At 67.5% G+C, this 22,322-nt stretch carries 16 protein-coding genes; 12 read left to right on the plus strand and 4 right to left on the minus strand.

Going from position 1 to position 22,322, the window contains the following annotated elements; genetic code table 11:
- The first annotated feature begins 319 nt into the window (after window positions 1–319).
- Window positions 320–4,093 carry a methionine synthase gene (gene metH / locus ACN6PJ_RS13495; protein ID WP_427996374.1) on the plus strand — a complete coding sequence of 1,258 codons (3,774 nt, stop codon included), beginning with the start codon at window positions 320–322 and terminating at the stop codon, window positions 4,091–4,093.
- A 52-nt stretch (window positions 4,094–4,145) separates the two neighbouring features.
- Here the strand turns inward: metH and iaaH are convergent, their stop codons facing one another.
- Both iaaH and ACN6PJ_RS13505 read right to left on the minus strand, forming a co-directional pair.
- Window positions 4,146–5,609, minus strand: a complete 1,464-nt coding sequence (iaaH, locus tag ACN6PJ_RS13500; RefSeq protein WP_427996375.1) for an indoleacetamide hydrolase — start codon at window positions 5,607–5,609, stop codon at window positions 4,146–4,148.
- Between the two features lie 92 nt (window positions 5,610–5,701).
- A complete protein-coding gene (locus ACN6PJ_RS13505) occupies window positions 5,702–6,472 on the minus strand; it encodes a class I SAM-dependent methyltransferase (protein WP_427996376.1) in 771 nt (256 codons plus the stop codon).
- Window positions 6,473–6,588: 116 nt separating this feature from the next.
- Here ACN6PJ_RS13505 and ACN6PJ_RS13510 point away from each other — a divergent pair, with 116 nt between their 5' ends.
- Window positions 6,589–7,410, plus strand: a complete 822-nt coding sequence (locus tag ACN6PJ_RS13510; protein ID WP_427996377.1) for a helix-turn-helix transcriptional regulator — start codon at window positions 6,589–6,591, stop codon at window positions 7,408–7,410.
- Window positions 7,411–7,427: 17 nt separating this feature from the next.
- Here the strand turns inward: ACN6PJ_RS13510 and ACN6PJ_RS13515 are convergent, their stop codons facing one another.
- Window positions 7,428–8,105, minus strand: a complete 678-nt coding sequence (locus ACN6PJ_RS13515; RefSeq protein ID WP_427996378.1) for a GntR family transcriptional regulator — start codon at window positions 8,103–8,105, stop codon at window positions 7,428–7,430.
- A 166-nt stretch (window positions 8,106–8,271) separates the two neighbouring features.
- Here ACN6PJ_RS13515 and ACN6PJ_RS13520 point away from each other — a divergent pair, with 166 nt between their 5' ends.
- The 9 genes from ACN6PJ_RS13520 (at window position 8,272) to ACN6PJ_RS13560 (ending at window position 17,439) form a co-directional block, all read left to right on the plus strand.
- The gene (locus ACN6PJ_RS13520) at window positions 8,272–9,999 is read left to right on the plus strand and encodes an acetolactate synthase catalytic subunit (RefSeq protein ID WP_427996379.1); all 1,728 of its coding nucleotides are present in this window, start codon (window positions 8,272–8,274) and stop codon (window positions 9,997–9,999) included.
- A complete protein-coding gene (locus tag ACN6PJ_RS13525; RefSeq protein WP_427996380.1) occupies window positions 9,996–10,751 on the plus strand; it encodes a 3-oxoacyl-ACP reductase in 756 nt (251 codons plus the stop codon). Before ACN6PJ_RS13520 ends, ACN6PJ_RS13525 begins: the two co-directional genes overlap by 4 nt.
- Before the next feature lie 40 nt (window positions 10,752–10,791).
- Window positions 10,792–11,748 carry a tripartite tricarboxylate transporter substrate binding protein gene (locus tag ACN6PJ_RS13530; RefSeq protein WP_427996381.1) on the plus strand — a complete coding sequence of 319 codons (957 nt, stop codon included), beginning with the start codon at window positions 10,792–10,794 and terminating at the stop codon, window positions 11,746–11,748.
- Window positions 11,749–11,814: 66 nt separating this feature from the next.
- Window positions 11,815–12,699 carry a branched-chain amino acid ABC transporter permease gene (locus tag ACN6PJ_RS13535; RefSeq protein ID WP_427996382.1) on the plus strand — a complete coding sequence of 295 codons (885 nt, stop codon included), beginning with the start codon at window positions 11,815–11,817 and terminating at the stop codon, window positions 12,697–12,699.
- Entirely contained in the window at window positions 12,696–13,700 is a 1,005-nt protein-coding gene (locus ACN6PJ_RS13540; protein WP_427996383.1) for a branched-chain amino acid ABC transporter permease, read from the plus strand. Before ACN6PJ_RS13535 ends, ACN6PJ_RS13540 begins: the two co-directional genes overlap by 4 nt.
- A complete protein-coding gene (locus ACN6PJ_RS13545; protein ID WP_427996384.1) occupies window positions 13,693–14,412 on the plus strand; it encodes an ABC transporter ATP-binding protein in 720 nt (239 codons plus the stop codon). Before ACN6PJ_RS13540 ends, ACN6PJ_RS13545 begins: the two co-directional genes overlap by 8 nt.
- Window positions 14,399–15,109 (plus strand): ABC transporter ATP-binding protein, encoded by a 711-nt coding sequence (locus ACN6PJ_RS13550; protein WP_427996385.1) that lies wholly within the window; start codon window positions 14,399–14,401, stop codon window positions 15,107–15,109. Before ACN6PJ_RS13545 ends, ACN6PJ_RS13550 begins: the two co-directional genes overlap by 14 nt.
- A 43-nt stretch (window positions 15,110–15,152) precedes the next feature.
- Complete coding sequence (locus ACN6PJ_RS13555; protein WP_427996386.1) at window positions 15,153–16,409, plus strand: ABC transporter substrate-binding protein; 1,257 nt, start codon at window positions 15,153–15,155, stop codon at window positions 16,407–16,409.
- Between the two features lie 10 nt (window positions 16,410–16,419).
- On the plus strand, window positions 16,420–17,439 hold the full coding sequence (locus ACN6PJ_RS13560; protein WP_427996387.1) for a cyclase family protein: 1,020 nt from the start codon (window positions 16,420–16,422) through the stop codon (window positions 17,437–17,439).
- Between the two features lie 24 nt (window positions 17,440–17,463).
- Here ACN6PJ_RS13560 and mutY read toward each other — a convergent pair whose 3' ends face one another.
- Window positions 17,464–18,534: an A/G-specific adenine glycosylase gene (gene mutY, locus ACN6PJ_RS13565; RefSeq protein ID WP_427996388.1), complete on the minus strand. Its 1,071-nt coding sequence runs from the start codon at window positions 18,532–18,534 to the stop codon at window positions 17,464–17,466.
- 169 nt (window positions 18,535–18,703) lie between these two features.
- Here mutY and ACN6PJ_RS13570 point away from each other — a divergent pair, with 169 nt between their 5' ends.
- Complete coding sequence (locus tag ACN6PJ_RS13570) at window positions 18,704–22,318, plus strand: indolepyruvate ferredoxin oxidoreductase family protein (RefSeq protein ID WP_427996389.1); 3,615 nt, start codon at window positions 18,704–18,706, stop codon at window positions 22,316–22,318.
- Window positions 22,319–22,322 lie beyond the last annotated feature (4 nt).

Consider the following 22,322-nt stretch of genomic DNA (forward strand, 5'->3'; position numbering starts at 1 on the left):
CGGTATCGGGCTGCCATGGGCGCGTGGCGCGCATGGGGACCGTTGCGGGGGCAGCACAGGCTGGAGCCGGGGGGCGGGCGCCTTGTGGGGCCTGCCGTCCTGCGGACATCTTCCTGTTTCCCGTTTACCTTTCGCGCGCGGCCCGCAAGTGTTGCGTTCTTGCAGGCGCGATGCGCCGAAAGCACCGGTTCGGGGCCGAAACTGTATCACCGGGAGGCGCGGGTTAGCCCATTTTGTTACGATCAGGACTTGTTTTTCCGGCGTTTTTCGCTTTTTAGCCACATTGCGCCGCCGTCGCCAACTCCATCCGGACCTGCCCGTGTCGTATCCCCGTCTGCCGTACCCGCCCGAAGCCTATACCCAGGGTGGCGAATTCGCCCGCCTGCTGGGTCAGCGCATTCTGATCCTGGATGGCGCCATGGGCACCATGATCCAGCGCTACAAGCTGGGCGAGGCCGATTTCCGCGGCGAGCGCTTCGCCGCCCACGGCAAGGACCTGAAGGGCGACAACGAACTGCTCTCGCTGGTGCGCCCGGACGTGATCTCCGAGATCCACCGCCAGTATCTCGACGCCGGCGCCGACGTCATCGAGACGAACACCTTCGGCGCCACCTCGATCGCCCAGGGCGATTACGACCTGCCGGAACTGGCCTACGAGCTGAACCTGGCGTCGGCCCGCCTGGCGCGCGAGGCCTGTGACGCCTACAGCACGCCGGACAAGCCGCGTTTCGTGGCCGGCGCGCTGGGGCCGCAGCCCAAGACCGCCTCGATTTCGCCCGACGTGAACGATCCCGGCGCCCGCAACGTCACCTTCGACGAACTGCGCGCCGCCTACGTCGAGCAGCTCAACGGGCTGCTCGACGGCGGCATCGACATCGTCCTGATCGAAACCATCTTCGACACCCTGAACGCCAAGGCCGCCATCTACGCCACCGAGGAAGTGTTCGAGCAGCGCGGCATCCGCCTGCCCGTCATGATCTCCGGCACGGTGACCGACGCTTCCGGCCGCATCCTGTCGGGCCAGACCGTCGAAGCCTTCTGGAACTCGGTGCGCCATGCGCGCCCGGTCACCATCGGCCTGAACTGCGCGCTGGGCGCGGCGCTGATGCGCCCCTACGTGGCCGAGCTGTCCAAGATCTGCGACACCTACGTCTGCGTCTATCCCAACGCCGGCCTGCCCAACCCCATGGCCGAAACGGGCTTCGACGAAACCCCGGCCGACACGTCGGCGCTGCTGGAGGAATTCGCGCGCGCCGGCCTGGTGAACATGTCCGGCGGCTGTTGCGGCACGACGCCGGACCACATCCGCGCCATTGCCGAGAAGGTCGCCACGCTGACGCCGCGCGCGGTGCCCGAGATCCCGGTCAAGACCCGGCTGTCGGGCCTGGAGCCTTTGAACATCGACGAGGACACGCTGTTCGTCAACGTGGGCGAGCGCACCAACGTGACGGGCAGCAAGATGTTCGCCCGCCTGATCCGCGAGGAAAAGTACGACGAGGCGCTGGCGGTGGCCCGCCAGCAGGTGGAGAACGGCGCGCAGATCATCGACATCAACATGGACGAGGCCATGCTGGATTCGGTCGCGTGCATGCACCGGTTCCTGAACCTGATCGCCTCCGAGCCCGACATCGCGCGCGTGCCGATCATGATCGACAGCTCCAAGTGGGAAGTCATCGAGGCCGGCCTGAAGTGCGTGCAGGGCAAGCCGGTGGTGAACTCCATTTCCATGAAGGAAGGGCTGGAGCCCTTCCGTCATCATGCGCGCCTGTGCCGCCGCTACGGCGCGGCCGTGGTGGTGATGGCCTTCGACGAGCAGGGCCAGGCGGACACGCTTGAACGCCGCAAGGAAATCTGCGGCCGGGCCTACAAGATCCTGGTCGAGGAAGAGGGCTTCCCGCCCGAAGACATCATCTTCGATCCGAACGTCTTCGCGGTCGCCACCGGCATCGACGAGCACAACCACTATGCCGTGGACTTCATCGAAGGCACGCGCTGGATCCGCGAAAACCTGCCCCATGCCCGCATCTCGGGCGGCGTGTCCAACGTCAGCTTCTCGTTCCGCGGCAACGAGCCGATGCGCGAGGCCATCCACACCGTTTTCCTGTATTACGCGGTCAAGGAAGGCATGACGATGGGCATCGTCAACGCCGGCCAGCTCGGCGTGTACGCCGACCTGGATGCCAAGCTGCGCGACCTGGTCGAGGACGTGATCCTGGACCGCCCCGAGCCCGTGGGCAAGACCGAGGCCGACGACGAGCGCTCGCCGACCGAGCGTCTGGTGCAGTTCGCCGACAGCGTGAAGGGCTCGGGCGCCCGGAAGGAAGAAGACCTGAGCTGGCGCAACGCGGAGGTCGAGCAGCGCCTGTCGCACGCGCTGGTGCACGGCATCACGGCCTTCATCGTGGAAGACACGGAAGAAGTGCGCCAGAAGATCGCCGCGCGCGGCGGCCGCCCCATCGAAGTGATCGAAGGCCCGCTGATGGACGGCATGAACGTCGTCGGCGACCTGTTCGGCGAAGGCAAGATGTTCCTGCCGCAGGTCGTGAAATCCGCGCGCGTGATGAAGCAGGCCGTGGCGCACCTGATTCCCTTCATCGAGGAAGAAAAGCGCCAGATCGCGGCTGCGGGCGGCGACGTGCGCGCCAAGGGCAAGATCGTCATCGCCACCGTCAAGGGCGACGTGCACGACATCGGCAAGAACATCGTGTCGGTGGTCCTGCAGTGCAACAACTTCGAAGTCGTGAACATGGGCGTGATGGTGCCCTGCGCGCAGATCCTTGAAAAGGCCAAGGAAGAGAACGCCGACATCGTCGGCCTGTCCGGCCTGATCACGCCCAGCCTGGAAGAGATGGCGTACGTGGCCTCCGAGATGCAGCGCGACGAGTATTTCCGCAGCCGCAAGGTGCCGCTGATGATCGGCGGCGCCACCACCAGCCGCGTGCACACCGCCGTCAAGATCGCCCCGAACTACGAAGGCCCGGTCATCTATGTGCCGGACGCCAGCCGGTCGGTGGGTGTGGCCACCAACCTGATGTCGGACCAGTCGGAAGCCTATCTGACGGAGTTGGCCGAGGAATACGAAGACGTGCGCCGCCGCCACGCCAACCGCAAGGCGACGCCGATCCTGCCGCTGGCCGAGGCGCGCGCCTCGCGTCCGGCCATCGACTGGGACAACTACACGCCGCCGCGCCCCAAGTTCATCGGCCGGCGCACCTTCAAGAGCTACGACCTGGCCGAGATCGCGAAGTACGTGGACTGGGGCCCGTTCTTCCAGACGTGGAGCCTGTTCGGCCCGTACCCGGCCATCCTGCAGGACAAGGTGGTGGGCGAGCAGGCGCGCAAGGTCTTTGCCGACGGCCAGGCCATGATGAAGCGCATCGTCGAAGGCCGCTGGCTGACCGCCAACGGCGTCGTGGGCTTCTATCCGGCCAACAGCGTCAACGATGAAGACATCGAGGTCTACAAGGACGAGACGCGCAGCGAGGTGCTGTTCACGTACCGCAACCTGCGCCAGCAGGGCGCCAAGCGCGAAGGCGTCAGCAACAAGTCGCTGTCGGACTTCATCGCGCCCAAGTCCAGCGGCAAGCTGGACTACATCGGCATGTTCGCCGTGACGGCCGGCCTGGGCATCGAGAAGAAGGAAGCGGAATTCGAAAAGGCGCTGGACGACTATTCCAGCATCATGCTGAAGTCGCTGGCCGACCGCCTGGCCGAGGGCTTCGCCGAGTGCCTGCACGCCCGCGTGCGCCAGGACCTCTGGGGCTATGCGCCCGACGAGGCCCTGTCCAACGACGACATGATCGCCGAGAAGTACGTGGGCATCCGTCCTGCGCCCGGCTATCCCGCCTGTCCCGAGCACGTGGTGAAGACCGACATGTTCCGCGTGCTGGATGGCGCGGACATCGGCATGATGCTGACCGACAGCTATGCCATGTATCCGGCCTCCAGCGTGTCCGGCTTCTACTTCAGCCATCCGCAGTCGCAGTACTTCAACGTGGGCGTGATCGGCGAAGACCAGCTGCTGGATTACGCCGCGCGCAGCGGACGCAGCATCGAGGACCTGAAGCGCACCCTGGCGCCCAACCTGGGCTGACCGGGATTCAAGAGAAGGCCGGCCCTCGGGCCGGCCTTCTCTTTGCGGGCCGCTAGCGCGGCGGCGCGGCCAGCCGGCCCAGGACGGCTTCCAGCGTCAGGCCGATCGCCAGGATCTTCCTGTCCTCGCCGGGCAGTCCATCCACTTCCAGTCCCACGGGCAGGCCCTGCTCCGACAGGCCCGCGGGCACGCTGAGGCCGGGCAGGCCGGCATTGCTGCCCGGATCGACGTTACGGGCGAGGCGGCTGAAGTTATCGAGGCTGCTGGCGTCCTGCGTGGACGCCATGGGCAGGACCGGCGACGTGGGAAACAGCAGGCCGTCGAGCGCATGTTCCCGGAACGCGCGGCGGTAGACGCCGATGAGCTCGTCGCGATGCACTGCCATGGCGCGCTCGTACAGCGGTTGCAGCGGCAGCAGTTCGCCGGATGGCGTGGGCAGGACGCCGGGCATGATCAGGCCGTCGAAGATCGCTTTGACGTCCGGGCTCGAGATCTGCGCCACCACCGCTTCGACGCTCACCCCCGCGCCATGGCGCCGAAGGTACTCCGCCAGGTCCGCCTTTTGTTCGTACAGGCAGACCGGCATGCCGACCGCGGCGTTGCTGGCCTCCAGGCCCGGCATGTCCAGCTCCACAAGCTGCACGCCCGCGGCGCGCAGCTTGGCGAGGGCGGCTTCCGCGGCCGCTTGCACCTGCGGGTCCAGGTCCTTCCAGAAATACGCGTGCAGGCCCAGCCTCAATCCGCTTGCCGGCAGCGGCGCCAGGGGTTGGGCGTCGCCGGCCAGCACGGCGTCCAGGAGCACGATGTCGTCCATGCCGTTGGCGATGGGGCCGGGGGTGTCGCGGGTGTGCGAGATCGGCGTGATGCCCGAGCCATCGTATCGCCCGACCGACGGCCGGAAGCCTGCGGCGCCGTTCAAGGCGGCAGGCAGGCGCACCGAGGCGCCCGTGTCGGTGCCCAGCGCGGCGGGCGCCAGGCGCGCGCCCACCGCCGCGCCGCTGCCCGAGGATGAGCCGCCGGCGATGAGGCGGGCGTCGTAGGCATTGCGCGTGCCCACGCTCAAAGGGCCGGGGAACGCGGTGTTGTAGCCCGACACGCCGAACGCCAGTTCGTGCATGTGCGTCTTGCCCACGATGACGGCCCCGGCTTCGCGCAGCCTGCGCACCACGGGCGCGTCCTCGGCCGGCCGGAACTGCCTGAGCGCGGGCGTGCCCGCCGTGTTGGGCAGGCCGGCGACGTGGATGTTGTCCTTGATGGCGATGGGCACGCCGTCCAGCGGCCCCGCGGGGCCATCGCCCCGGGCGCGCGCCGCGTCGCTGGCGGCGGCCTGGGCGAGCGCGCCGTCCCGGTCCACCGTGATGAAGGCGTTGAGGTCCTCGCGCGCGGCGATGCGGTCCAGGCATGCCTGGGTCAGCGCGACGCTGGAGAGGCTGCCCTGGCGGATCAGGGCGGCGGCCTGCGTGACGGTCAGGCCGGCCAGCGAGGCGGAGGACGGCGGCTTGGAGGGATCGGACATGGCGCTTCCTTGTTGTACGGTTTCCGGTTCATCCGTATCTATACAAGGCCGGCGCGCAGGCTGTCGAGCGCGGCGCGCGCCGGGGCGCGGAGTCAGCCCGGCTTTTTCACCACGATGGTGGCCGTATCGCTGGTGAAGGAGCCGTCGTCCTGCACCGCGAAGTGCGCGCGCACCACGTCGGGCGCGATGCCGAACATATGGCGCAGCGCGGCCACCAGCGTGTCCGGCGTGCGCATGCGGGTCACCCAGGACTGGAATTCCAGGGGCAGGCGGCGAGGCTCCAGGCCTTGCAGGGTGAAGCCCGCCTCGGTCAGCATCCGCGTCCATTCCGCAACCGAATAGTCACGCACGTGGGAGGTGTCGCGCAGCACTTCGATCGTTTGCAGCCAGGTGTCCAGCAGCGGCTCGCCCGGCGAGACCACGTCGGCGAACACGGCGGTGCCGCCAGGCTTGAGCACGCGGAACGCCTCGCGCAGGCCGCGCCCGGCGTCCTGCCAGTGGTGGGTGGAATAGCGCGACATCACCAGGTCGAATTCGCCATCGTCGAAAGGCAGGTATTCGGCCTTGCCCTGACAGGTGGCCAGGTTGGCCAGCCCGCGCTTGGCGGCCTCGCCGGCGACCACGTCCAGCATCTGCTGCGACAGATCATAGGCGGTGACGTGCCCGACCTTGGGCGCGACGTGAAAGCTCACGTGGCCGCCGCCGCAGCCCAGGTCCAGCAGGCGCGCGCCGGGATGCTGGCCGGCAATGCCGGTCATTTGCAGCAGGTCCTCGCCCCGCGCGTGCACCGCGCTGGTGAGGTAGGCGGTGGCGCGCGGGCTGAACTGGCGGTCGACGGCGTCGTCGTGCGTGCGGGAAGTCATGGGTGTCCTTATGGTGGCGGAAGGCGGAAAAAGTCAGGGGGTCGCCCGGAATTGGAGGTGCAGGCGCTAAGATAGGCGGGCCGCTATACACGTACAAGCCCATTGCTGATCCTGGTATGACTACTTCCCCCCAGCCCGGCGCCGCCGGCCATGAAGGTTCCCGCGTGCGCCGCCAGGCGCTGGGCGAGTTCGTGCGCAGCGCCCGATCCCGCATCACCCCCCAAATGGCGGGCCTGCCGGAAGGCATGCGCCGGCGCACGCCCGGCCTGAGGCGCGAAGAGGTCGCCCAGCTTTGCGGTATCAGCGTGACCTGGTACACCTGGATCGAACAGGGCCGGGAGGTCTCGGTATCTCCTTCGGTCTGGTCGCGGATCGCGGGCGTGCTGCAGTTGGCCCGCGCCGAGCGCGCCTATCTGTTCGACCTGGCCGACTGCGCCGATCCGCAGCATCCCCGCGACGATGCGGGCGGCGTGCCGGGATCCTTGCAGGAATGCGTGAACGCCATCGATGCGCCGGCCTACGTGCTGGACCGCGCCTGGAACGTGCTGGCGTACAACGAGCCGCTGCGCGATCTGTTCGACGACTGGCCCAGGCGCGATGCCGAACCCAATCTGCTGCGCTACATCTTCCTGGACCCGGCCGCGCGCGAGCTGGTGGTGGACTGGGATCAGCGCGCCCGGCGGGTGGTGGCGGAATTCCGGGCCGACGCCGGGGCGCACCTGGACGAGCCGGCCGTGCTGGCGCTGCTGGACGGCCTGAGCCGGCAAAGCCCGGTATTCGCCCATTGGTGGACGCGCCACGCGGTGGTGGAGCGTGAGGGCGGCCTGCGCGAGTTCCAGCACCCGGCGCGCGGCAAGCTGGCCTACCAGCAGATCACGTTCCGTCTGGCCACGCATCCGGACCTGAAACTGGTGATGCTGCTGGGGGCCGGGACTTAGCGCGGCCTTGCCGGGGCTTACTTAACGAGGCCGTGTTCGGTGAGGTAGCGGATCAGAAATTCGCCGTGGCCCTCGATGTCGCGGCGGATCTCGCGCACCACGGCCTCCGTATCGCCGGCTTCGAGCGCCGCGATGATGCCCTCGTGCGGGTGCCCGTCAGGCAGGACCGGAAAGGGCGGGGTGTACAGATAGGACAGGTACGAAGCCGTCTGCACCCACAGGTTCTCGATCATCGACAGCAGGTGCGGCATCCGCGCTGCCGAATACAGCGCGAAATGGAAGTCGAAATTGCGCGCCAGCACCGGCGCCATCAGCTGCTGCCGGCGGCTGTCCATCAGGCTGGCGTGGATGGCCCGCAACTCGGCGATCAGCGCCGGCGTCGCATGGGGCACGGCGCGCCGGGCCGCGAAGCATTCGAGCTCCAGCCGGATGCTGCGCAATTCCTGCAACTGGGCCACGGTGAGTTCGGGCACCTTGACCGATTTGCCGGGGCTGAGCGTCAGCGCGCGTTCCGAAACGAGCTGCAGCAATGCCTCGCGCACGGGGGTCTGGCTCACGCCAAGAGAGTCGGTGATCGAGCGCAGCGTGATCGTGTCGCCCGGGCGCAGCTCGCCCATCATGATCTTCTGCTTGATTTCACGATAGATGCGGGCGGTCATGTTTTCCCGCTGCATCGGCGCCAAATTGATGGTCATCCTGTGTTTCCTGGTCGGCCGGCCGCAAGGCTCGGCGCGGGGCGGCCCGCGCTAGGCGATTCTACCGTTCTCCCTGCTGTCTCATTTTGTATTTTGTAAAAAATAAAATTATTGACCGCCGGCGTTGTTACCATCTATATTTTATAAAATATAAACAGGAGACGAGATGTCGACGCTGCACCCCCTGACCGCACCGGGCCTGACCAACCACGGCACGGTGGCCCACCTGATCGCGAAGGCCCTGATCCGCCACGGCGTAACCCATGTATTCGGCCAGAGCCTGCCCAGCATGCTGCACCTGGCCTGCGAAGAACTCGGCCTGACCCAGGTTGCCTACCGCAGCGAGAACGCTGGCGGCTATATGGCCGACGGCTACGCCCGCATCACTGGCAAGCCCGCCGTCGTGACCGCGCAGAACGGTCCCGCCGCCACGCTGCTCGTGCCGCCCTTGGCCGAGGCCCTGAAGGTGTCGATTCCCGTGATCGCGCTGGTGCAGGACGTCAATCGCGACCAGACCGACAAGAACGCCTTCCAGGAGTTCGACCATATCGGGCTGTTCTCGTCCTGCACCAAATGGGTGCGCCGCGTCACCGAGGCCTCGCGCGTCGAGGACTACGTGGACCAGGCGTTCGCAATCGCCTGCTCGGGCCGTCCGGGGCCGGTGGCGCTGATGCTGCCCGCCGACCTGCTGAACGAAGCCGCGGCCGCATCGCAACGGCAGGCGAGCCTGGGGCATTTCCCGCTGGACCGCAGCGTGGCCGCCAGCGAGGCGGTCAAGGCCGCGGCGGACTTGCTGGCCTGCGCCAAGCGGCCGGTGGTCATCGCCGGCGGCGGCGTGCACGTCTCCGGCGCCGCCCAGGCGCTGGCCGCCTTGCAGGAAGCCGCGCACTTGCCCGTGGGCACTACCGTGATGGGCAAGGGCAGCACCGATGAACGCCATCCCCTGTCGCTGGGCGTGGTCGGCTATTTCATGGGCCCCAACGGCGCCAGCCGCGATCTGCGGCCCTTCATCGCGGATGCCGACGTGGTGCTACTGGTGGGCACGCGCACCAACCAGAACGCCACGGATTCCTGGAAGCTCTACCCCGAGGACGCCCGCTACATCCACATCGACGTCGACGGCGGCGAGATCGGCCGCAATTACGAGGCGCTGCGCCTGGCCGGCGACGCGCGCGAAACCCTGCTGGCGCTGCAGCGTGAACTGGCAAGCCGCGACCTGGCCGCCGCGCGGGCGCGCCGGCCTGGGCTGGAGGCTGCCATCCAGGCCGGCCGGGCTTCTTCGTGGGAAGCGTCGAGCGAGGTCCGACTGTCCAATCAGCAGCCGATCCGCCCGGAGCGCCTGCTGGAGGAAATCCGCCAGGACGTGGATCGGGACACCATCGTGGTCGCGGACGCCAGCTATTCGTCGATCTGGATCGCCAATTACCTGACCTCGCTCGCACCGGGCATGCGCTTTCTGACCCCGCGCGGCCTGGCCGGCCTGGGCTGGGGCTTTCCGATGGCCATGGGCGCCAAGGTCGCGCGGCCCGACGCCCACGTGGTCTGCGTCGTGGGCGACGGCGGCTTTGCCCATGTGTGGTCGGAGCTCGAAACCGCGCGCCGCATGGGCATCAAGGTCACGCTGGTCGTGATCAACAACGGCATCCTGGGCTTCCAGAAGCACGCCGAGAACGTGAAATTCGGCGCCCATACTTCCGCAGTGCATTTCCATCCGGTGGACCACGCCGCGATCGCGCGGGCAGCAGGCTGCCTGGGCGTGCGCGTCGAGGCGCCGGCAGATCTCGCCGGCGCCCTGCGCGAGGCGCGCGGCGCCGAACTGACCACGCTGATCGAAGTCATCTGCGACGAGAACGCGTTCCCGCCCATCACGTTCTTCACGGCGGGCCAGGCATGAAGCGCGATCCGAGCAAAGTCGCGCTGGTGACCGGCGCGGGGCGGGGCATAGGCCTGGAGCTTGCGCGCCAGATGCTGGCCAAGGGCTACCGGGTGCTGGCGGTCAGCCGCGAGGGCGTGGACGCGCAGAAGCTGGGCGGCCCCTGCGCCCGGTTGCGCGCCGAATGCGCCGACGTGACCGACCATGCCGCGATGCAGGCGCTGGTGGACAGCGTGCGCGAGGCCTGGGGCCCCGTGTCGGTGCTGATGAACAATGCGGGCATCTCCCCCAAGCAGGCGAACGGCAATTCCTCCGGCATCCTGGACATCACGCCCGCGGAATGGGACCAGGTGCTGCACGTGAACCTGACGTCGGTGTTGCGGCTGTGTCAGATGGTGCTGCCCGCCATGCGCGAGCAGGGGTGGGGGCGCATCGTCAATGTGTCCTCGCTCGCGGGGCGGGCCAAATCGCTGGTGGCCGGTGGCAGCTACATGGCGTCCAAGGCGGGCGTGCTGGGCCTGACCCGGGCGATCGCCGCCGAGATGGGGCCCTTCGGCATCACGGCCAACGCGGTCACGCCGGGCCGCATCCTGACCGAAATGGCGCAGCAGGCCGCGCCCTCGGTCAACGAGAACTACGCGGCGCAGATTCCGGCGCGCCGCCTGGGCACGCCCGAAGAGGTGGCCGCTGCGATGGTGTTCCTGGCGGCGGAGGAATCGGGGTTCATCAACGGCGCCATTCTCGACATCAACGGCGGCTTCTACATGCCCTGAGCAGGCCCGCCGCGCATAAGAAACCCAACAGGAGACAAGTATGAAAGCAGCATCGTTGCTGGCGGCGTTCGCGGCCGTCGCATTGTGCACGGCGGCCGCGCCGGTCCTGGCGTGGCCCGACAAGGAGGTTACGCTGACGGTCAATTACGGGGCGGGCGGCAATACCGACGTCGCCAGCCGCGAACTGGCGCGCGCGATGGAGGCGGATCTGGGCCGCGCCGTGGTGGTGTTCAACCGGCCCGGCGCGCTCGGCACGATCGGTCCGGCCTACGTGGCCAAGCAGGCGGCCGACGGCTACAACCTGGGCGTGGTGACGCTGTCGTCCATCGCCATCATGCCGCACCTGATGACCATCCCCTACGCCTCGCGCGATTTCGAATTCGTGGCCGCCTACGGGCGCTACCGCTATGGAGTGGTGGTGCGGGCGGACTCTCCTTACAAGAGCGTGGCCGACCTGGTCGCCGCGGCAAAGCAGGGGCCCGGCATCTTCTTTGGCGCGCCGTCGGCGCCCAATAACCTGGCCATGTTCGATCTGGGCCGCGTCACCGGCGCCAAGTTCGAGCAGGTTTCCTACAAGTCAGGCAGCGAAACGGTGTCGGCCTTGCTGGGCAAGCAGGTCGACGCCATCGTCCAGAATCCCTCGGACGTCACCAGCTACATCCAGTCGGGCCGCTTGCGCCTGCTGGCTTCCGCCAGTCCGATCCGCTGGCCGGAATTCCCCGATGTTCCGACGTTGAGGGAAGCGGGTTACGACGTGGAGATCGATTCATGGCTGGGGCTTGCGGTGCCGAAGGGCACGCCGGAACCGGTCCGGGCGCGCCTGGAACAGTCCGCCAAGACGGCCGTGGCGAGTGAGCGGCTGCAGCAGACCTACAGGCAGTTGGGCGTGGACCCGGTATGGATGTCGGGCCAGGACTACGCCAGGATGGTCGACACCACCTACGAACAAATGGGCCGAGCAATCAAGGCGGCGAATCTGCCGCGCATGACTAACTAGGTTGAAAGGCCGGCCCGCGCGCATGCCCATCGACGGGCATGCGCCGACGCGTGTTCGGGAGGGGAAATGGATGTTCTGATTCAACTGGCGCTGTCGGGGATTCTGCTCGGCGGCGTATACGCGCTTGGCGCCATGGGGCTGAACCTCATCTTCGGCGTGGCCAAGGTCGTCAATTTCGCCCACGGCGAATTCCTGATGATCGGCATGTATGCGGCGTTCTGGCTATGGAAGCTGGCGGGGCTGGATCCCTATTGGGGGGCGCCGCTCATATTCCTGGCGGGTGCCGGGGTCGGCGTGGCGTTCTATCTGGGGCTGATCCGCTACACGATCTATCGCAGCGAAATGACGCAGGTGTTCGCCACGCTGGGCCTGGCGCTGGTGCTCCAGAACCTGGCGCTGATGCTGTTCTCCGCCGACTACCTGACCGTGCAGGTGTTCCCGCCGGCCCGGGAGTCGATTGCGTTGTTCGGCGGACACGTGAGCAGCACGCGGCTGGTGTCCTTCCTGTTCGCGATGGCGGCCATGGCCTTGACGATGTTGTTCATCAAGCGCACCTACATGGGCAAAGCGATCGAAGCCGTGTCGCAGGACCTCTCGGCGGCCCGGCTGGTGGGGATCAACATCAACAAGACGCTGGCCGTCGCCTTCGCGCTGGGCATCGGACTGACCACGCTGGCCGGCGGCGTGCTGATACCCAGCTTCTATGCCTATCCCTCGGTGGGATCCAGCTTCGTGCTGATCTCGTTCGTGGTGGTCGTGCTGGGCGGCCTGGGCAATGTCGCGGGCACTTTGGCGGGGGGCATCATCCTGGGCCTGATCGAAACTTTCGTCGGCTACCTGGAGCCCGACCTCAAGGAGGCGACCCACTTCGTGCTGCTCATCCTGCTGCTGTCGTTCCTGCCCAATGGCCTTTTCGGCGTAAAGGGCGCGGAAAAGGAGGGTCTCAAATGAACATGCACTGGCTGGAATGGCGCAAAGGCGACGGCGCGGGCATCGCAATCATGGCGGCCGCGGGCCTGCTCCTGCCGCTGGCGATCAGCGACCGCTTTTATCTCAATCTCCTGTTCCTGGTCATGCTGTACGCGGGCTTGGCTTCCGCCTGGAACTTGCTGGGCGGCTACGCGGGACAGTTCTCCCTGGGGCACACGGCCTTCTTCGGCATCGGCGCTTACAGTTCGACGCTGCTGTACACGATGGCCGGAATAAATCCCTGGCTGGGCATGCTGGCGGGCATGGCGATATCCGTGCTGCTGGCCTTCCTGATTTCCTATCCCGTATTCCGGCTGCGTGGCGTGTTCTTCGCCATGTCCACCATCGCGGTGGGCGAGACGGTGCGCATCGTGCTGCTGTGGCTGCGTCGAAAGGCCGATATCCCCTACGGGATCACCATCGACTACCAGCCGGGTTTCGGGCGCATGATCTTCGCCGAGCCGCGCAGCTACGCCCTGCTGGCCGGTTGCTTCATGCTGCTGGTCTGCGCGGTGGTCTACGCGCTGACGCGCAGCCGCGTCGGCTACTACCTGCGGGCGGTGCGCGACAACGAGGAAGCCGCCCAGGCCAGCGGAATCGACCTGCGCCGCTACAAGCTGATCGCCTTTCTGGTCAGCGCTGCCTTCACGTCGGCGGGCGGCACATTGATGGCGCAGTACGTTCTGTACATCGAGCCGGCCACGGTCTTCGCCACGTCGATTTCCATCGATCTGGCGCTCATGACCATTCTGGGCGGAGTGGGCACGCTGCTGGGGCCGGTGCTGGGCGCCGTGATCGCCTTGCCGTTGCAGGAATTCCTGCGTGACTGGCTGGGCAACGCGGGCGCGGGCGCGCACCTGGTGGTCTACGGCGCCCTGTTGATCGTAATCGTGATGCTGTTGCCGCAGGGCGTGATCGGAGCCTGGTCGGCCCGCCGCGCGCGCAAGGCGGCGGTTGCCAAGGAGGCGGCAGGCGATGCTTGAAGTCGATCGAGTCGAAAAGCGGTTCGGCGGCCTGATCGCCGTCAACCAGGTCAGCCTGACGGTGCGGGAGGGCGAGATCGTGGCCCTCATCGGCCCGAACGGCGCGGGCAAGACCACGCTGTTCAACCTGGTGGCCGGCGCCTTGCCGTGCGACGGCGGATCCATTCGCTTCCGCGGCCAGGCACTGGCCAGCCTGGACGGCCCGCGCATCTGCCGGGCGGGACTGGCGCGCACGTTCCAGATTCCGCAGTTGTTCCCGTCCATGAGCGTGCTGGAAACCGTTCTGGTGGCCGCCCTGGGGCACACGGCCGACATTGCGCAGGCGCGCGAGCGCGCCCGCGCCGTGATCGCCCGCGTCGGCCTGGCGGGGCGCGGGGAGCAGCTTGGCGCCGCGCTGACCATCAGCGGCAAGAAGCGCCTGGAGATCGCGCGGGCGCTGGCGACACGGCCCGGCCTGATCCTGCTGGACGAAGTCATGGCCGGCCTCAACCAGCCGGAGGTGCTCAAGCTGCTGGATCTGATCCGCGAATTGCGCGCGGGCGGCATGACGGTGGTCCTGGTCGAACACAACATCGAGGCGGTGCTCAACGTGGCCGATCGCGTCGTGGTCCTGAACCAGGGACAGAAAATCGCTGACGGCTTGCCGCGCGACGTGCTGCGTCAGCCCGACGTGGTTCGCGCCTATCTGGGAGACGACTATGTCCTTGCTTGAAGTTCGCCGGCTTGAGGCCTCCTACGGCGATAGCGACGTGCTGCTGGGGGTGGACCTGGACGTGGGCCAGGGAGAAGTGGTGGCGATCGTGGGATCCAACGGCGCGGGCAAGACCACGCTGATGCGCGCCATCGCCACGCTGATCCCCGCCAGGAATGGCTCGGTGAAGCTGGACGGCAAGCCGATGGAGGGCGCGTCGACGCACGCTGTGGTCGCCAGCGGCATGGTCTACGTGCCGGAAGGCAGGCGGCTGTTCCCGCGGCTCAGCGTGAGGACCAATCTGGAGCTTGGCGCCTTCACGCCGCACGCGCGGCCCCAGCGCGAAGCCACGCTGCGCACCATCTTCGAACTGTTTCCCGTGTTGAAGAGCCGGGCGGGCCAGATGGCCGGAACCTTGTCCGGAGGCGAGCAGCAGATGTGCGCCATCGGCCGCGGCCTGATGGCTCGGCCCAAGCTCCTGATGATCGACGAAGTGTCGTTGGGGTTGGCGCCCGTGATGGTGTCCAAGGTGTACGAGGCGATCGCGGAAATCCGCAGGCTCGGCACCACGGTGATGCTGGTGGAGCAGAACGTCCGCCAGGCCTTCAAGGCGGCAGACCGCGGCTACGTGATCAACCACGGCCGGGTGGCGGTCAGCGGGGCCAGCGGCGAATTGATGGACAACCCGGAAGTGAGAAAAGCATACCTGGGCCTTTGAGGCTTCGGGATGGAACCCGCCTCATGCGGAACAGGAGACAACCATGAAGAAAATCAGGAAATTGCTGTTGAACGCGGTCTGCGCCGCCATGCTGGCGGCTGGCGCCAGCGCGCATGCCGACATCAAGGTGGGCGTGGTGCTGCCCTTGACGGGGCCGCTGGCCTCGCTGGGCAATGACGTGAACCGTGGCTTCGAGCTGGCGCGCGATCTCGTCAACGAGAAGGGCGGCGTGGCCGGCGAGAAGGTCGTCTTGCTGACCACCGACGTGCCCGGGTCCAACGAGGCGGCGTCGCAGGCGATGCGCCTGATCAATCGCGACGGGGTCAAGGTGCTGGTGGGCTCGTACGCCAGTTCGATCTCCTTCGCGGCCAGCCAGGTGGCGGAGCGCAACGGCGTCATCTATGTCGAGCAGGGCGCCGTGGCCGACGACATCACGCGTCGCGGCTTCAAGAACCTGTTCCGGTTCATCTATCCGGCCAGCGAGCTGGGCAAGGGTAGCGCCCAATACGCCACCGACGTCATCCTGCCCAAGCTGGGCGTTCCCTTGGACAAGGCGCGCGTGGCGATCCTGAACGAGGACAGTTCCTACGGGTCGGCCGTTGCCGACGGCGCCCGCAAGTGGCTGAAGGAAAAGGGCGTGCAGATCGTCGACGAGTCGAGCTACAGCTACAAGACCACCGACCTGTCGTCGCTGGTTCAGCGCCTGAAGTCCAGTAATCCCGACGTGATCGTGGCATGTTCCTATACCCCCGACGGCATTCTCTTTTGGCGCCAGGCCCGCGAGGCCAATCTGAACGTCAAGGCGTTGATCGGCAATGGCGGCGCCCACAACATCCCGGATTTCGCCGAAGCGCTGGGCGACGACGTCAATGGCGTTTTCAACGCCGGCACGTCGGCCTACTTCAACGATACCGGCCTGACGCCCGAGGCGGCGGCGCTGTTCAAGGTGTTCCACGAGCGCTACGAGCAGAAGTTCGGCCGCAAGCCGTCCGCGCATTCCGCCATGGGCTTCAATGCAATGTGGGTACTGCTGTCCGACGTGCTGCCGGCCGCCGGCGGCGTGGACCCGGACAAGGTGCGCCAGGCCTTCCTGGCCCTGGACAAGCCGGTGGGTTCCACCATCGTGGGCTGGGGCGTGAAATTCGACCCCAAGACCGGCGAGAATACGCGCGCCTTCCCCATGGTGGACCAATGGCAGGGCCGGCAGATCCGCACGATCTGGCCCGCCGAGTTCGGTGTGACCGACAAGATCACCTATCCGCTGCCCGCCTGGGGCCAGCGCCAGAACGTCGGACAGTGAGGACGGCGACATGAACCCGCGCTGGAAAAAACGGCCGCCGGGCTCCAATTGGGGCGAGTTCGGCGCCGACGACGAACTGGGGCGCCTGAACCTGCTGACGGCCGAGAGACGGGTGCAGGCGGCGCGCGAAGTGCGCACGGGCGAGGCCTTCTGCCTGAGCCTGCCGCTGGACCTGCCCGGAGGCACCGCGCTGAATCCGAACCGGCTGCCGCCGAAACGCCACGTGGCCACGCGCAAGCGCGGCCTGTTCAGCGTGAACTATCCCCTGCGGCTGGAAGACGCCCGCTACGTCGATTGTTCGAGCGACGATTCGGTGACGCTCTACACCCAGTATTCGACCCAATGGGACGCCCTGTCGCACGTCGGGCAGTACTTCGACGTCAACGGCGACGGCATTCCGGTGCCGGTGTACTACAACGGCTTTCGCGCCGGGGTGGACGTGATGGGGCCGACCGGCGAGTCCGAGGCGCGCGCGCGCCGGCTGGGCATCGAGAAAATGGCCGAGACCGGCGTCCAGGGGCGCGGCGTCATGCTGGACCTGCATGCCCATTATGGCGATGCCCGGACCTATGTGGGATACGACGCGCTGCAGCGCGTCATCGATGCGGACCGGGTCGACATCCAGGCCGGCGACATGCTGTGCCTGCATACCGGCTTCGGCCAGAAACTGATCGACATGGGCGGGGATCCCGATCCGCAGGTGCTGCACCACAGCTGCGCGGTGCTGGACGGGCGGGACGAGCGCCTGTTGCGCTGGATCGACGAAAGCGGGATTGCCGTCCTGATCGCCGACAATTTCGCCGTCGAGGGGTATCCGTACGAGAAGAACGATTGCCCCCGGTGCGAGGGGCTGCCGCTGCATCAGGCCTGCCTGTTCAGGCTGGGCATCCACCTTGGCGAGCTCTGGTACCTCACGCCGCTGGCGCAATGGCTGCGGCAAAACGGCCGCAGCCATTTCATGCTGACGTGCCCGCCGCTGCGCCTGCCCGGCTCTTTCGGTTCGCCGGTGACGCCGGTCGCCACGGTCTAGGGGGCTTGGTTCGCCGGGCGGCGCTCAGTCCCTGAACAAGCCGCCCTGCATGCCGGCCTCGACCAGGCCCAGCAGCAGCTTCTTCACGGGGGCGGGCAGGGCCGTCGAAGCCAGTTGATCGGCGGGCACCCAGCGTCCGGGAAGCGCGGATTCGCGCAGCCCGGCCGCCCGCACGGGCACGAGCCACGGCCGGATATGCAGGCGGTAGTGCGTGAAGGTATGGGCGAAGGCGGCCAGCTCGTAGCGTTCCTCGGGCTCCAGCCCCAGCGCGCGTGAGGCGCTGTCCGGGTCCTGGGCCGTATCGAATTCGGGCAGGCTCCACAGGCCGCCCCAGATGCCGGGTTCCGGCCGTTGCTGGAGCAGGAACGCGCCCTGGTGGCGCAGCACCAGCATACCGGTCTCGCGTTCCGGAATGGCCTTGCGCGCCTTGGGCGTGGGCAGTTCGGCCTGGCGTCCCTCGCGCCTGGCCACGCAGCTGTCCGCCACGGGACATTTGCCGCAGGCGGGCTTGCCGCGCGTGCAGAGCGTGGCGCCCAGATCCATCAGCCCTTGCGTGTAGGCGGCCATGTCCAGGCCGGGCGCGGCCTCGACCTGCGCGTCAGCCAGCGCCCACAGCCGTTGCTCGACTTCGCGCTTGGCCGGATCGCCGGCGATGCCGAAGTGGCGCGTGAACACGCGCTTGACGTTGCCGTCGAGGATGGGCGAGCGCTCGCCGTAGGCGAACGCCGCGATCGCCGCGGCGGTGGAGCGGCCGATGCCGGGCAGGGTGGCGATGGCTTCGGCCGTGGGCGGGAAACGGCCGTTCCAGTCGCGCGCGATCTCCTGCGCGCAGCGATGCAGGTTGCGGGCGCGGGCGTAGTAGCCCAGCCCGGCCCAGTACGGCATCACCTCTTCCTGGGCGGCCGCGGCCAGCGCGGCCACGTCCGGGAAGCGCTGCAGGAAGCGGTCGTAATAGGGGATGACCGTGGCGACCTGGGTCTGCTGCAGCATGATCTCGGACAGCCAGATCCGGTAGGGATCGCGGGTGTTCTGCCAGGGGAGATCATGGCGGCCATGCCGGCGCTGCCAGTCGACGATACGTGGGGCGAAGTCCATGGCGGCAATTATCGCATCGCCCTATTGCCGGGGGTGGGGCTAACGGTTACAACCAAGGGAAAACAGAAGCGCGCCAGCGCCCGGAATTCACGTCCCCTGTTCGCCCGCGCGCGCTTCAAGAGGGTGTCGCGCGAAGCCGGCGGGGGTTCCAGGATCCCTCGGAGCAGACATGAACTCCCCTCTCTCGCCCGCGGCCCGCGCGGCGCTCGAATCCGTCCAGCTGGACGACAAGTACACCCTGGAATCCGGGCGTGCCTGGATGAGCGGTATTCACGCCCTGGTCCGCCTGCCGATGATGCAGCGCATGCGCGATCTGAAGGCCGGATTGAACACGGCAGGCTTCGTGTCCGGCTATCGCGGTTCTCCGCTGGGCGGGGTCGACCAGAACATGTGGAAGGCGGCCCGGTACCTGAAGGCGCACCACGTCGAGTTCCAGCCCGGCATCAACGAAGACCTGGCCGCCACCGCGGTATGGGGCTCGCAGCAGGTCAACCTGTTCCCGGGCGCCAAGTACGACGGCGTGTTCGGCATGTGGTACGGCAAGGGGCCCGGCGTGGACCGCTGCGGCGACGTCTTCAAGCACGCCAACGCGGCCGGGACCGCGCGCCACGGAGGAGTGCTGGTGGTGGCGGGGGACGACCATCCGGCCAAGTCTTCCACGCTGCCGCACCAGAGCGACCACATCCTCAAGGCCTGCATGATCCCGGCGCTGTTCCCCTCCAGCGTCCAGGAGGTGCTGGACTATGGGTTGCACGGATGGGCGATGAGCCGCTACGCGGGCGTATGGGTGGGCATGAAGTGCATCACCGACATCGTCGAGGTGTCCGCTTCCGTGGACGTGGATCCGCAGCGCGTGCGGATCCTGCTGCCCGACGATTTCCAGTTGCCCGCCGACGGCCTGAACATCCGGCTGGCGGACACGCCGCTGCAGCAGGAGGCCCGTCTGCTGGACTACAAGCTCTATGCCGCCCTGGCCTACGCCCGCGCCAACCGGCTCAACCGGGAACTGTGGGACGTGCCGCAACGCGATGCCCGCTTCGGCATCATGACCTCCGGCAAGGCCTATCTGGATACCCGCCAGGCGCTGTCGGACCTGGGCCTGTCCGAAGCCGTCTGCCGGCGCATCGGCCTGCGCCTGTTCAAGGTGGGCATGGTCTGGCCGCTGGAGTCCACGGGCACGCAGCGCTTCGCGGAAGGCCTGGACGAGATCCTGGTCGTCGAGGAAAAGCGCCAGGTGCTGGAATACCAGTTGAAGGAAGAGCTGTTCAGCTGGATCGGCAGCGGCAAGAAGATCCCCCGGGTGGTCGGCAAGTTCGACGACAAGGACGGCGGCGAATGGTCGGTGCCCCAGGGAAATTGGCTGCTGCCGGCGCATTACGAGTTCTCGCCCGCCATGGTCGCGCGCGCCATCGCCGCGCGCCTGCTGCGTTTTGAACTGCCCGATGACGTGCGCGCCGGCATCGAGGCGCGCCTGGCCTTCATCGGCGAGCGCGAACAGGCGCTGGCGCGCCCGCGGGTCGTCGAAGAGCGCAAGCCCTGGTTCTGCTCGGGTTGTCCGCACAACACCTCGACCCGCCTGCCGGAGGGGTCGCGCGGGATGGCGGGCATCGGCTGCCACTACATGGTCAGGTGGATGGGCCGCAGCACGGACGTCTTTACGCAGATGGGCGGGGAGGGCGTGCCCTGGGTGGGCCAGGCGCCGTTCACCGAGGAAAAACACGTATTCGCCAACCTGGGCGACGGCACCTATTTCCATTCGGGCCTGCTGGCCATACGCGCGGCGGTGGCGGCCAAGGTGCCCATTACGTACAAGATCCTGTTCAACGACGCGGTGGCGATGACGGGCGGGCAGCCGGTGGACGGCCCGCTCAGCGTGCCGATGATCAGCCGCCAGATGGCGGCCGAGGGCATAGAGAAAATCGTCGTGGTGACGGACGATCCGGAGAAGTACAGGCGGATCGAAGGCCTGGCGCCGGGCGTGCCGGTGAAGCACCGCGATGAATTGGACGCGGTGATGCGCGAGCTGCGCGAATATCCGGCGGTATCGGTGCTGATCTACGACCAGACCTGCGCCACCGAGAAACGCCGCCGCCGCAAGCGCAACGCCTACCCGGATCCGGCGCGCCGCGTGGTGATCAACGAGCGGGTGTGCGAAGGCTGCGGCGACTGTTCGCAGAAGTCGCATTGCCTGTCGGTGGAGCCGCTGGACACCGAGTTCGGGCGCAAGCGCAGGATCAACCAGTCCAGCTGCAACAAGGACTTCTCCTGTCTGAAGGGCTTTTGCCCCAGCTTCGTGACGGTGGAAGGCGGCCGGCTGAAGAAGCCGCGGGCCCTGGCGCAGGACGGCGCGATCGACGAGGATGTGCCGCAACCGCCCGCGCGCGGGCTCGACCAGCCTTACGGGGTCTTCGTCGCCGGCGTGGGCGGCACGGGCGTCGTTACCATCGGCCAGTTGCTGGGCATGGCCGCGCACCTGGAAGGCAAGGGCTGTTCGGTGCTGGACATGGCGGGCCTGGCGCAAAAGGGCGGCGCGGTGTATTCCCATGTGGTGCTGGCGCAGGCGCCGGACCGCCTGATGAACACGCGGGTCGCCCTGGGCGAAGCCGACCTGCTGCTGGCCGGCGACCTGGTCGTGGCCACCAGCATGGAATCCATGGCGCGCGTGAGCCCGGGCCGCACGCATGTCCTGCTGAACAGCGACACCGCGCCCACCGCGGCGTTCGTCGGCAATCCGGATTGGACGCTGCCGGGCGCCAACCTGACGGCGGACCTGCAGACCGCCTGCGGCAAGGAAAATTTCTGCGCGGTGGATGCGGCCGCCCTGGCCGTAGGGCTGCTGGGCGACGCGATCTACGCCAATCCGCTGATGATGGGCTATGCCTACCAGAAGGGCTGGATTCCGCTGTCGCAGGAGGCGCTGCTGCGCGCCATCGAGCTCAATGGCCAGCAGGTGCCGAACAACATCGCCGCATTCGCCTGGGGGCGCCGCGCGGCCCACGATCTGGCTGGCGTGAACCGCCTGCTGGCCAATGGCGGCGCGCCGTCAGCGCTTCCCGAGGGCATTCTCGAACTGAAGCGTCCGCGCGCGGTCAGCCCGGTGGTGGCGCTCAAGAGGCCCGCGGGCGAACTGGAGCAGCTGGTGTCCGTGCGCAAGGCCTTTCTCACCGGCTACCAGGACGCGGCCTATGCCAGGCAGTACGCCGAACTGGTGGACAAGGTGGCGCGCGCCGAGCGCGAGGCCACCGGCACCAGCCGGCTGGCGCTGGCGGTGGCGCGCGGCTATTTCAAGCTGATGGCCTACAAGGATGAATACGAGGTGGCGAGGCTGTATTCGGACGGCGCGTTCATCAAGCAGGTGGGCGAGCAGTTCGAGGGCGACTGGAAGCTGCGTTTCCACCTGGCGCCTCCGCTGTTCGCGCGGCGCGACAAAGACGGTCACCTGGTCAAACGCAGCTACGGCCCGGGCATGCTGCGGGCCTTCCGCCTGCTGGCCAGGCTGCGCGGCCTGCGCGGCACGAAGCTCGATATCTTCGGCTACACGGCGGAACGCCGCGCCGAACGCGCATTGATCCGCGAGTATCGCGAGACGCTGACGGCGATCCTGTCGAAGCTGAACCGCGGAAACCTGGACCGCGCGGTGGCCTTGGCCAGCCTGCCCGAGGAAATCCGGGGCTATGGGCACGTGAAGGAAGCCGCGATGGAAAAAGCCGCGGCCCGCCGGGAAGAACTGCTGAAGGAATTCAGCGCGACGGTGGTGCCGATCGGAGGGGCGCGGGTGGCCTGAGCCC

The sequence above is a fragment of the Achromobacter sp. genome (assembly GCF_050285585.1).
Taxonomy (GTDB): domain Bacteria; phylum Pseudomonadota; class Gammaproteobacteria; order Burkholderiales; family Burkholderiaceae_B; genus Achromobacter.

Excerpts from the sequence above, each read along its gene's own strand:
- ACN6PJ_RS13560 (WP_427996387.1), top strand. The coding sequence starts at position 16,420 with ATGAACCCGCGCTGGAAAAAACGGCCGCCGGGCTCCAATTGGGGCGAG.
- ACN6PJ_RS13555 (WP_427996386.1), top strand. The coding sequence starts at position 15,153 with ATGAAGAAAATCAGGAAATTGCTGTTGAACGCGGTCTGCGCCGCCATG.
- ACN6PJ_RS13570 (WP_427996389.1), top strand. The coding sequence starts at position 18,704 with ATGAACTCCCCTCTCTCGCCCGCGGCCCGCGCGGCGCTCGAATCCGTC.
- ACN6PJ_RS13520 (WP_427996379.1), top strand. The coding sequence starts at position 8,272 with ATGTCGACGCTGCACCCCCTGACCGCACCGGGCCTGACCAACCACGGC.
- ACN6PJ_RS13525 (WP_427996380.1), top strand. The coding sequence starts at position 9,996 with ATGAAGCGCGATCCGAGCAAAGTCGCGCTGGTGACCGGCGCGGGGCGG.
- ACN6PJ_RS13535 (WP_427996382.1), top strand. The coding sequence starts at position 11,815 with ATGGATGTTCTGATTCAACTGGCGCTGTCGGGGATTCTGCTCGGCGGC.
- ACN6PJ_RS13540 (WP_427996383.1), top strand. The coding sequence starts at position 12,696 with ATGAACATGCACTGGCTGGAATGGCGCAAAGGCGACGGCGCGGGCATC.
- mutY (WP_427996388.1), bottom strand. The coding sequence starts at position 18,534 with ATGGACTTCGCCCCACGTATCGTCGACTGGCAGCGCCGGCATGGCCGC.
- ACN6PJ_RS13545 (WP_427996384.1), top strand. The coding sequence starts at position 13,693 with ATGCTTGAAGTCGATCGAGTCGAAAAGCGGTTCGGCGGCCTGATCGCC.
- ACN6PJ_RS13515 (WP_427996378.1), bottom strand. The coding sequence starts at position 8,105 with ATGACCATCAATTTGGCGCCGATGCAGCGGGAAAACATGACCGCCCGC.
- ACN6PJ_RS13505 (WP_427996376.1), bottom strand. The coding sequence starts at position 6,472 with ATGACTTCCCGCACGCACGACGACGCCGTCGACCGCCAGTTCAGCCCG.
- ACN6PJ_RS13550 (WP_427996385.1), top strand. The coding sequence starts at position 14,399 with ATGTCCTTGCTTGAAGTTCGCCGGCTTGAGGCCTCCTACGGCGATAGC.
- ACN6PJ_RS13510 (WP_427996377.1), top strand. The coding sequence starts at position 6,589 with ATGACTACTTCCCCCCAGCCCGGCGCCGCCGGCCATGAAGGTTCCCGC.
- ACN6PJ_RS13530 (WP_427996381.1), top strand. The coding sequence starts at position 10,792 with ATGAAAGCAGCATCGTTGCTGGCGGCGTTCGCGGCCGTCGCATTGTGC.
- iaaH (WP_427996375.1), bottom strand. The coding sequence starts at position 5,609 with ATGTCCGATCCCTCCAAGCCGCCGTCCTCCGCCTCGCTGGCCGGCCTG.